Raw genomic sequence first — 11,525 nt, forward strand, 5'->3', positions numbered from 1 at the left:
AACGACTGAGATGCCGGGTCGTTGGCTCCCCCTCCCCAACCCCCCCATATAATGGGGGGGCATATTGCGCCGCATTACTGTATTTCTGCCTGCTGTACCACTGGTTTACGACGTAACTTATCCATAAACAGGTACACCACCGGCGTGGTGTACAGCGTCAGTAGCTGACTCATCGCCAGTCCACCGACAATGGTAATCCCCAGCGGCTGGCGCAGCTCCGCGCCGTCACCGCTGCTGATCACCAGCGGCAGCGCGCCGAGCAATGCCGCCAGCGTGGTCATTAAAATGGGCCGGAAACGCAGCAGACACGCCTGATAAATCGCCTCACGCGCGGTGAGATTGTGGCTGCGCTGCGCCACCAGCGCAAAATCCACCATCATAATCGCATTTTTTTTCACGATACCAATCAACAACATAATACCGATTAACGCAATCAGGCTGAAGGGGGCGTCAAACAGTTCCAGCGCCAGCAGTGCGCCGACCCCGGCTGAGGGCAGGGTAGAGAGAATGGTCAGCGGATGCACATAGCTCTCATACAGAATGCCCAGCACGATATACACGGTGGCGATGGCCGCCAGAATCAGCAACAGCTGGCTGTTTTGCGTCTGCTGGAAGGTTTGCGCTGTCCCGGCAAAGCTGCCGCGTACAGAAGCGGGCACCCCCAGCTGCGTCATGGTGCGTTCAATCGCGGCTGATGCTTCTGACAGTGACACGCCCGGCGGCAGGTTAAACGAAATGGTGGAGGCAGCCGACAGTCCCTGATGGTTTACCGACAACGGCGCGTTGGCTGGCTGCCATCTGGCGAAGAACGACAGCGGAACCGGCTTACCGTCGCTGTTAATCACAAACATCTTGTCCAGCGCGCTGATGTCCTGGGTGTAGCGCTCATCGACGGTCATCACCACTTTGTACTGATTCAGCGGCTGATAGATGGTGGAGATTTGCCGCTGGCCGAACGCGTTATTCAGTAAGGCATTCACCTCCGAAACGCTGATGCCCAGCCGGTACATGCTTTCGCGGTCATAAGTAATCGCCATCTCTGCCCCTTTGTCCTGCTGGTCAGAATTGACATCCGCCAGCTGCGGCAGCGCGGCAAAGGCCTGGCGGATTTTCGGCTCCCACGTACGCAGGTCGTCAAGATTATCTGACAGCAACGAGTACTGATATTCGGCATTGGCTTCCCGGCCGCCGATACGAATATCCTGTACCGCCATCAGGAACAGCCGCGCGCCCGGTTCCTGTGCCAGCTTACTGCGCAGCCGGGCGATGACCTGCTGCGAACTCTCTTTGCGCTCACTCAGTGGTTTCAGCGAGATAAACATCGACCCGCTGTTGGTGCGGGAACCGCCGGTAAAGCCGGTGACATTGGTGACCGCCGGATCTTCACGCACGATTTTCATAAAATCCTCCAGCTTGCCGCGCATCGCCTGGAACGAGATGCTCTGGTCGGCGGAAATCGAGCCGATCAGGCGACCGGTATCCTGCTCCGGCAAAAAGGTTTTCGGAATGGTGATGTAGAGGTAAATCGTCAGGCCGATAGTCGCCAGCAGCAGCATTAACGTCCAGCGCGCATGGTCCAGCACCCAGTGCAGCGAGCGGCCATAGGCCTGTTGTACATGCTGCATCAGCTGGCTGAAGCCCTGCAGACGAGTGGGACGTGAGGGCTGGCGGTGACGCAGCAGGCGGGCGCTCATCATCGGTGTCAGGGTAATGGAGATCGCCAGCGAAATCAGAATCGCCACTGACAGCGTGACGGCAAACTCCTGAAACAGGCGGCCAATCATACCGCCGAGCATCAGCAACGGCATAAACACCGCCACCAGCGACAGACTCATCGACAGCACGGTAAAGCCCACTTCGCGTACGCCCTGTAGCGCCGCCTGTAACGGTTTCATCCCTTGTTCGATATGGCGCGAGATATTTTCCAGCACAACGATGGCGTCATCGACGACGAAGCCAGTGGCGATGGTCAGTGCCATCAGCGACAGGTTATTCAGACTGAAGCCGCACAGATACATGGCGGCGAAGGTGCCAATCAGCGACACCGGCACCGCCACTGCCGGGATAAAGGTGGCGCGACCGGAACCGAGAAACAACCACACCACCAGAATCACCAGCACAACGGCGATCACCAGCGTCTGCTCCACTTCTTCCAGTGAAGCTCGAATGGTCGGGGAACGATCCTGGGCGATATCCAGCTGAATCGCGGCGGGCATCATCTCCTGCAGTTCGGGCGTCTGAGCGCGGATACGATCGACGGTCTGGATAATATTGGCATCGGCGGATTTACGGATCAGCAGCAACACTGCCGGACGCGCATTCGACATCCCGGCGTTACGCACATCCTGTACCGAATCTTCCACTGTCGCGACATCGCGCAGATGCACCGCCGCGCCATTGTTGTAGTGCACCACCAGTGGCTGGTAGTCGGCGGCGGTTTTCAGCTCGTCATTGGTTTTCAGCTGCCAGCGTTGCTGTTGATCTTCAATCGCGCCCTGCGGTTTGCGCACATTGGCATTGGCAATGCTCTGGCGTACCGCATCGAGCGACACGCCCTGATTAAACAGCGCCTGTGGATTGAGTTCCACACGGACTGCGGGCAGCGAACTGCCGCCCACCGAGACATCACCGACGCCCTCTATCTGCGACAGCTTTTGTGCCAGCTGTGTTGACGCGTAGTCGTATAACTGCCCCGGCGAATAAGTATCGGAGGTCAGCGTCATAATCATGATCGGTGCGTCGGACGGATTGGCTTTACGGTAGGTCGGCCGGTTCGGCATGCCGGTGGGCAGCAACGCCTGCGCGGCATTCAGCGCCGCCTGCACATCGCGCGCAGCGCCGTTAATCTCGCGGTCGTAATCAAACACCAGAATAATGCGGGTGCTGCCGAGTGAGCTGGTGGACGTCATCTCACTGATGCCGGCAATGCGTCCCAGCGAACGCTCAAGTGGTGTGGCGACCGCCGAGGCCATGGTTTCCGGCGATGCGCCGGGCAGCGATGCGCTGACCATGATCACCGGGTAATCCACCTGCGGCAACGGGGCGACCGGCAGCAGACGGAAGCCCAGCACACCCGCCAGCGCAATCGCCAGCGTCAGCAGGATGGTGGTGACCGGGCGGTAGATAAACAGCGCAAAGAATTTCATGCGCCTGTCTCCGGCCGGTTAAAGCGACGGCGCGTGGCGTGTGCCAGACGGTCAAACAGCAGGTAGATCACCGGAGTGGTAAACAGTGTCAGGACCTGGCTGACGATCAGACCACCGACCATCGCCACCCCCAGCGGATGACGCAGTTCCGCACCAACACCGGTACTCAGCATCAGCGGCAACGCGCCTAACAGTGCCGCCAGCGTGGTCATCAGAATCGGACGGAAGCGCAGCAGGCAGGCCTGGTAAATGGCGTCATACGGCGTCATCCCCTGTTCGCGTTCGGCGGCGAGGGCAAAGTCGATCATCATGATGGCATTCTTCTTCACAATGCCGATCAGCAGAATAATGCCGATAATCGCAATCACATCCAGCTCATTGCCGCTCAGCATCAGTGCCAGCAGTGCGCCGACCCCCGCGGAGGGCAGGGTGGAAAGAATCGTCACCGGGTGAATAAAGCTCTCATACAGAATGCCGAGCACGATATACATCGCCACTACCGCCGCGACAATCAGCCACACGGTGCTGCTCAGTGCCGCCTGGAACGCCAGCGTGCTGCCCTGGAATTGGGTCATGATCTCCGACGGCATCGCCAGCTGCTTCTCGGCCTGGGTGATGGCACTGACGGCATCGCCCAGCGAGTAGCCGTCGGCGACATTGAATGAGAAGGTGGTGGACGGGAACTGATCCAGATGGTTGATGGTCAGCACGCCGTGACGCTGCTCAATGCGCGCGATGGCACTCAGTGGCACCGAACCGCCGTCGCTGCTGGTCAGGCGAATACTGTCCAGTGCCGCCAGCCCGGGCGTACTCTGGCTGTCCTGCTCCAGCACCACGCGGTACTGACTGGCCTGGGTGTAAATGGTGGAGATCAGACGCTGGCCAAAGGCGTTATACAACGCATTATCGATATCAGACATGGAAATGCCGAGACGGCTGGCGCTGTCGCGATCCACATTGACGTACGCCTCCAGCCCCTGAGCCTGCCAGTCGCTGCTGATATCTTTCAGCTCCGGCAGCTGTTGCAGCTTACTTAACAACTGTGGCACCCATTCGCCCAGCGCATCCAGTGAACCGGCCTGCAGGGTAAACTGATACTGAGTGCGGCTGATTTGCGTATCAATGGTTAAATCCTGCACCGGCTGCAGGTACAGGCTGATCCCCGGCACCTGCGCTACCTGCTGTTCCAGCCGCGCGATCACCACCGGTATACGATCGCCGCGCTGTGCCAGGGGTTTCAGGTTGATCTGCAAACGGCCGCTGTTAAGCGCCGGATTGGTACCGTCAACACCAATAAATGAGGTGACGCTCTCTACCGCCGGATCTTTCATGATGACCGATGCCACTGCCTGCTGGCGCTGCGCCATGCTGGCATAAGACACCGACTGCGGCGCCTGTACCGTACCCTGAATAATGCCGTTGTCCTGCAGCGGGAAGAACCCTTTCGGGATCAGCACCCACAGCAGCAGTGTCAGCAGCAGGGTGGCGAAGGCAACGCTGAGCGTCAGCCACGGATGGTTCAGCACCCGCGCCAGCACCCGACCGTAGGCGGCAATCACCCGCTCAAACAGCGCTTCGCTGGCGCGGGAAAAACGGTTCTGTTGCCGCAGCGACTCGGCACTAAGCATACGGGCGCACATCATCGGCGTCAGCGTCAGCGACACCACGCCGGAAATCAGAATGGCGACCGCCAGCGTAACGGCAAATTCGCGGAACAGACGGCCAACGATATCGCCCATAAACAGCAGCGGGATCAGCACCGCAATCAGCGAGAAAGTCAGTGAAATAATGGTAAAGCCGATCTCGCCTGCGCCTTTCAGCGCTGCCGCCAGCGGTTTTTCGCCTTTCTCGATATAGCGCGAGATATTTTCAATCACCACGATAGCGTCATCGACGACAAAACCGGTGGCGATGGTTAACGCCATCAGCGTCAGGTTATTAACGGAAAAACCGAGAAAATACATGGCGGCAAAGGTGCCAACCAGTGACAGCGGCACCGCCACGGCCGGAATAATGGTGGCGGGCACATTGCGCAGAAACAGGTAAATAATCATCACTACCAGCGCAATTGCCAGCATCAGCTCCAGCTGGACGTCATCCACCGAGGCGCGGATATTGGTGGTGCGATCCGACAGCAGCTGCACATCGACCGATTTCGGCAGCGAGGCGGTCAGTTCCGGCAGCAACTGACGAATGTTGTCAGCGGTGGCAATAATGTTCGCCCCCGGCTGGCGCTGCACATTCAGTACAATCGCCTGCTGGCGGTTGGCCCAGGCGCCCAGCCAGCTGTTTTCCGCACCCTGTTCCACCGTGGCGACATCGCCGAGGCGTACTGCGGCACCATTCTGGTAGCTGATAATCAGCTGGCGATAATCTTCAGCGGATTTCATCTGGTCATTGGCGGAAAGCGTGACGGAACGCTCCGGACCATCGAGGCTGCCTTTCGCCGAATTAACGTTGGCGCTGGCAATCGCCGTGCGCACATCTTCACTGCTTAAACCGAGTGCGGCCAGCGCCTGAGCATTGAGCTTCACTCTGACTGCCGGACGCTGGCCGCCAGTCAGACTGACCAGCCCGACACCGGACACCTGGGAAATTTTCTGCGCCACGCGAGTTTCCACCATATCCTGCACCTGGGTCAGCGGCAGGCTGGTGCTGGTCACCGCCAGCGTCATAATCGGCGGGTCGGCGGGATTGACTTTGCTGTACACCGGCGGATTCGGCAGGTCGGACGGCAGCAGATTGCTGGCGGAGTTGATGGCCGCCTGCACTTCCTGTTCGGCGACATCCAGCGACAGCGACAGCTGGAACTGCAGTGTTACCACCGATGCGCCCCCCGCGCTCTGCGATGACATCTGCTTCAGCCCGGACATCTGACCAAACTGGCGCTCCAGCGGCGCGGTAATCGCTGAGGTGATCACATCCGGGCTGGCGCCTGGATACAGTGTCACGACCTGAATGGTGGGATAATCGACTTCCGGTAACGCCGACACCGGCAGGGCGCGGTAGCCGATAATCCCGGCCAGCAGAATCGCCACCATCAGCAGGGTGGTGGCGACAGGGCGCAGAATAAACTGCCGCGAAGGTCCGCCACTGGCGTTAGGGGGCATTACCTGCATCAGGAGCGTTCTCCTTTCGCCGGTTGCGCACTTTTACCGGAAGAGAGCGGGGTGGTCTGCGGTGCGACGATTTCCACCGTGGCGCCTTCCGTCAGGCGATCCAGCCCGTCAGTGACCACCCGTTCGCCGGCATTCAGTCCGGCGCTGATCACCACTTTCTCACTATCCTGCAGACCGGCAGTGACGCGTTTTTTACTGACTTTGTTGTCGCTGTTCACGACCCAGACAAAGTGGCCTTCATTGCCCATCTGCAGCGCCGCCGCCGGGATCACCACCGCATCCTGCAGAGTATTCACTTTCAGGCGGGCGTTAACAAACTGGTTGGGGAACAGCTGGTCGTCCTGATTAGCAAAGCGCGCTTTCATTTTAATGGTGCCGGTGGTGCTGTCGATCTGGTTATCGAGGCTCAGCAGTTGCCCCTCGGTGAGCTTCTGCTGATTGCTGCGATCCCAGGCCTCCACCAGCAGCGGCTGGCCGCTTTTTTGCGCCTGCAGGATCGACGGGATACTGCTTTCCGGCAGGCTGAAGGTGACATCGATTGGATGCGTCTGGGTAATCACCACAATGCCGGTGGTATCGCCGCTGCTGATGGTGTTGCCGATATCCACCTGCTTCAGGCCAACGCGTCCGGCAATCGGTGCGGTAATACGGCTGTAAGTCAGATTAAGCTGGGCGCTGGCGACGCTGCCTTCGTCGGCCTTAATGGTGCCGAGCGTTTCACTGACCAGCGAGCGCTGGGTATCCAGCTCCTGCTGCGCCACCAGGCCGGTTTTCGCCAGCTTTTCATAACGCGCCAGATCGCGACGTGCATTCGCCAGCGTCGCCTGGTCTTTCGCCAGTTGTCCCTGTGCCTGCGTCAGTGCCACCTGATATGGCCGCGGATCGATCTCTGCCAGCAGCTGACCGGCCGTGACCTGCTGGCCCTCATTAAAATGCAGCGCCATCAGTTCGCCATCAACGCGGCTGCGCACCGTGACGGTATTCGCGGCGGTGACACTGCCAAGGCCGCTGAGATAGTGTGGCACGCTCTGTGTCACGGCTTCACTGGCCTGTACCGGCGCCAGCGGTATCGCCCGCCGTCCGCCTTTGCCGCGCGGCTGTTGCGAGCTGGCACTGGTTTCGCCACTGTCGGCATGCCAGCTCTGCCAGCCATAGAAAGCGGCGGCGACAGCCAGCGCGACAGCAACAGTGATCAGCGTAGTTTTACGGGCGTTCATAACGGTGCAAGGCTCTCCAGCGGTGTCGTCCGGTAGGGTAACGGATGCAAATGGCTTATCCGCAAAGTCCGTTAAGTTTAGTCATCTGATACCGTAAAAAAATGAAGGAATTAAGGATAACTGTATAGATGGATGATGTCGTGTGCGACGCGGGTTATTCCCTGGCTGAAAATCCTTCGCCAGTATTTGCCAAAGCGCGGCGGGAAATGTTTGCTAAGCTGACTGGCGCGTAAGAATTCATTCAATTTCAGGAGAAAGAGTATGAGTCAGTTACCCGCACGTCAGCTAGGTCGTAGTCAGCTGCAGGTTCCGCCACTTACCTTTGGCGGCAATGTGTTTGGCTGGACGATTGACCAGGCAACCTCCTTTTCCCTGCTGGATGCACTGACAGAGAAGGGGCTCTATTTTATTGATACCGCAGATGTTTACTCGCGCTGGGCCGATGGCAACCAGGGCGGTGAGTCGGAAACCATTATCGGCAACTGGCTGAAGAAAAGCGGCAAGCGTGAGCAGATTGTGCTGGCCACCAAAGTGGGGATGGATCTCGGTAATGGCAAAACCGGTCTGGCAGCGAAATACATTCGTCAGGCAGTAGAAGATTCGCTGCGTCGTCTGCAAACCGATTATATCGATCTCTATCAGGCACACCGCGATGATGAAGACACGCCACTGGCAGAGACGCTGGCGACTTTCGATGCGCTGGTTAAAGAGGGGAAAGTGCGTGCCATTGGTGCGTCTAACTATACCGCTGAACGGCTGGCAGAAGCGCTGAAGATCAGCGAACAGCAGCAGCTGGCACGCTATGAGACCCTTCAGCCGGAATATAACCTTTATGATCGTCAGCCGTTTGAAAGCGGACTGCAGCAGCTGGCGCAGGAGAAGCAGCTGGGCGTGATTAACTACTATTCCCTCGCCAGCGGCTTCCTGAGCGGTAAATACCGTACGCCACAGGATGCGGGCAAAAGTAAACGCGGTGATGGAGTGGTGCAGAAGTACCTGAATCCGCGCGGCCTGAAAATTCTCGCTGCGCTGGATGAGATTGCTGATGCACGCAACGTGTCGCTGACCCAGGTGGCACTGGCGTGGCAGATTGCCCAGCCGGGCATTACCGCACCGATTGTCAGCGCCACGTCGCTGCAGCAGGTAGATGAACTGGTAAAAGCGGCGACGCTGAAACTCAGTGACGCCGAAAGTCAGCAGTTGGAACTGGCCAGCCGCTGATTATCAGAATACTACCTGTGCCCAGCGTGCCAGACCGGCGGTGACGGAACCAAAATCGTCACCGCTGGCCAGCGGAATATCTTGCAGTTGCTGCTGCAGCGCCTGGCGCAGCAGCGGTGAGCGCGCGCTGCCGCCGGTGAGATAAATCACATCCGGGCGTGTGGCGCTGCTCTCCAGCGCCAGCTTCACCTGTTCCTGAATTCGCTCCAGTGGCTGCTGTATCGCTGCCTGCAATCCCGCCACGCTGATATCGCTGCCGAGTGCCGTGTCGATAAAATCGAGTGCAGCACGCGTCTGTTCACGATCGGACAAGGCTATTTTGCTCTCTTCCGCTGCGCGCACCAGACGGTAACTGAGGCGCTGCTGCCACACTTTCAGCAGACGTTTCACCGCCTCCGGCTGTTGCGCATCGCGTATCAGATCCTGCAACTGTTTGCGGCTGGCGCTGGAGTAGAAATCGCTTTGCGCGGGAACATCGTTAATCGCGACCGCATTCCACCATGGCAGGGCGGGCAGGGCGATGCCTTTAGCGGTTTGTCCGCCAAGGCCGAGATGCGGCATCAGCTCTTTAAAGGCCAGCGTAATATCGAGATCGTTACCGCCGACGCGGCAGCCTCTGTGACCAAGCAGGCTGGCGTTACGCTCCGCTTTGTCGCGCCACTGTGGGCCCATCAGCAGCACCGAGCAGTCGGTGGTTCCGCCGCCGATATCCACCACCAGCACTTTGGTTTCCTGTTGCAGCGTGGCTTCAAACTCCAGCCCGGCGGCAACCGGCTCAAACTGGAACACCACATCACGCAGACCGGCGCGTTTTGCCGCGCGTTCAAGAATGCCCTGCGCCTGCTGGTTAGCGTCTTCACCGCCCAGTCCCTGGAAGTTAATCGGCCGGCCAATCACCGCCTGGTCAATCGTCTGACCAGTCTGCGTTTCCGCCGTCTGGCGAATATGCAGCATCATCGCGCACACCAGATCCTCAAACAGCGCGATCTGTTGCGGCTTCAGGCCGCTGGCACCGAGGAAGGATTTTGGTGATTTCACGAACCACACTTCTTCAGGGTCATCCATATACTGCGCCAGCGAGGCAAGGCCAAACTGCACGCTGGCAGGCGTGACCTCAATATCTTCTTCGCGGTTAAACGCCACTGCGCGCCGCAGCAGCGCCTGAGTTTCGGCACCCGGCGTCGGCACCTGGTGATGGCGATACAGCCATTCACTGATCGCTTCGCGGGTCGGGGCGCACAGCATTGACGGCAGCCAGGGCGAATTGTTTTCCAGCGACAGCAGGCGCGGCGCGCCGTTTTCCATTACTGCCACCGAACAGTTAGCCGTCCCGTAATCGAATCCGATAAACATGTTGACCCTCCGCATCGCGAAAAAAGGGGGCGACTTTAGCGCAGGCTGGCGTTGCTGGCAACTGCATCTGCATCTGCATCTGCATCTGCATCTGCATCTGCATCTGCATCTGCATCTGCAGTCTGCAGTCTGCCTGTGCTTCTGGCCTAAATCCTCCTCTCTGTATTGTTTTGTTACATCGTTGGTGGTAGAACCTTTGTGATAATTTTAATGCAAATCATTATCGTTTTTATTATCTATTGGGTTCTATGTTGCGCCTGTTTTCAGGTGACTTTAGCCCGCGCCTGCAACATGGCGCAGGCCAGCCACACGGCAGTGATATTGCTTTATTCATCAATACTTCAATGGGAAAAATTATGTCTGTGAGACACAGAAAAACCGCTATGCCTGTGCCGGGAGGGCGCCACACTTTTGCGTTTTCCTTACTGGCGCTGGCCATTCATGCGCTGATGGTGCTGTCGCGGGTGCAGGCGGCGGAAACGGATGTTAGCGCGGCCGCGACTTCCGGCGCGGCGCAGGAAATGGTGGTCACGGGCAGTGCGGAGACATCGGCCAGTGACGAGGAACAGGACTACACCACCTCAACCACCCGCGCGGGCACCAAAATGCTGCTGGCACCGCGCGATGTGCCGCAGTCGGTTAGCGTGATCACTGAGCAGCGTATGCAGGATCAGAACCTGCAATCCATCGGTGATGTGCTGACCAATACCACCGGGGTTTCCACAACTTACTATGACAGTGAACGCCCGACATTCTATTCACGCGGATTTACCATCGATAACTTCAGCTTTGATGATATTCCAACATCAGTGAATGATGGCTGGGGGTTCGGTGACGATAGCTCTGATACTGCCATTTACGAACGTATTGAAGTGGTGCGTGGTGCAACCGGTTTGATGAGCGGTACCGGTAACCCGGCAGCATCTGTCAATATGGTGCGTAAGCATGCTGACAGCAAAACCTTTAAGGGCAATGTCAGCGCCAGCTACGGTAGCTGGGATAAGCAACGCTATGTGCTGGATGTGTCAGCTCCTCTGAGCGAATCTGGTGCAGTGCGTGGCCGTGTGGTGACTGGCTATCAGGATCAGAACGGCTATATGGACCGCTACAAAAAAGATAAAAAATTCCTCTATGGCGTAGTTGATACTGATTTGACCGATAGCCTTACCGCCTCCGTGGGTTATGACTATATGCAGAGTCATACCAGCAACGCGACATTTGGTGGTATTCCAACCTGGTTCACTAATGGTGAACGCACGAGTTATTCCCGTAGCACCAACGCGGCAGCAGACTGGGCACACTTTGATATCGACTCGCGTAAGGTGTTTGCTAACCTGACGCAAAATTTTGCCAACGGCTGGCAGATACGCCTGAATGGTACTCATACCGAAAGGGCGGATTCAAGTTCGAAGTGCAACGCTAAGCCGTCTGTCTTAACTCTGCAAAGACCACTGAAGGCTGCCGGAACC

The 11,525-nt window shown here is 58.0% G+C and carries 7 protein-coding genes; 3 read left to right on the top strand and 4 right to left on the bottom strand.

The annotated features are described in order from the left end of the window. Positions 1-74: 74 nt before the first annotated feature. The 3 genes from mdtC to ACSZO1_RS12475 are packed head-to-tail and all read right to left on the bottom strand — an operon-like array spanning position 75 to position 7,482. Complete coding sequence (gene mdtC, locus ACSZO1_RS12465) at positions 75-3,146, bottom strand: multidrug efflux RND transporter permease subunit MdtC (protein ID WP_437612976.1); 3,072 nt, start codon at positions 3,144-3,146, stop codon at positions 75-77. Beyond that, positions 3,143-6,265, bottom strand: a complete 3,123-nt coding sequence (locus ACSZO1_RS12470) for an MdtB/MuxB family multidrug efflux RND transporter permease subunit (RefSeq protein WP_437612978.1) — start codon at positions 6,263-6,265, stop codon at positions 3,143-3,145. Before ACSZO1_RS12470 ends, mdtC begins: the two co-directional genes overlap by 4 nt. Next, on the bottom strand, positions 6,265-7,482 hold the full coding sequence (locus ACSZO1_RS12475; protein ID WP_437612980.1) for an MdtA/MuxA family multidrug efflux RND transporter periplasmic adaptor subunit: 1,218 nt from the start codon (positions 7,480-7,482) through the stop codon (positions 6,265-6,267). The genes ACSZO1_RS12470 and ACSZO1_RS12475 overlap by 1 nt, the downstream gene beginning before the upstream one ends. A 261-nt stretch (positions 7,483-7,743) precedes the next feature. Between ACSZO1_RS12475 and ACSZO1_RS12480 the strand changes: the two genes are divergently transcribed. Then, the gene (locus ACSZO1_RS12480; protein WP_437612982.1) at positions 7,744-8,703 is read left to right on the top strand and encodes an aldo/keto reductase; all 960 of its coding nucleotides are present in this window, start codon (positions 7,744-7,746) and stop codon (positions 8,701-8,703) included. A gap of 3 nt (positions 8,704-8,706) precedes the next feature. Here the strand turns inward: ACSZO1_RS12480 and yegD are convergent, their stop codons facing one another. Next, on the bottom strand, positions 8,707-10,056 hold the full coding sequence (yegD, locus tag ACSZO1_RS12485) for a molecular chaperone (RefSeq protein WP_437612984.1): 1,350 nt from the start codon (positions 10,054-10,056) through the stop codon (positions 8,707-8,709). Between yegD and ACSZO1_RS12490 the strand changes: the two genes are divergently transcribed. After that, complete coding sequence (locus ACSZO1_RS12490; protein ID WP_437612986.1) at positions 10,055-10,258, top strand: hypothetical protein; 204 nt, start codon at positions 10,055-10,057, stop codon at positions 10,256-10,258. The two genes, yegD and ACSZO1_RS12490, sit on opposite strands and share 2 nt — an antisense overlap. Before the next feature lie 154 nt (positions 10,259-10,412). Further along, positions 10,413-11,525 (top strand): TonB-dependent receptor plug domain-containing protein (locus ACSZO1_RS12495; protein ID WP_437612988.1); only part of this gene is annotated, 1,113 nt, incomplete at its 3' end.

Source organism: Erwinia sp. V71 (assembly GCF_965644245.1).
Taxonomy (GTDB): domain Bacteria; phylum Pseudomonadota; class Gammaproteobacteria; order Enterobacterales; family Enterobacteriaceae; genus Erwinia.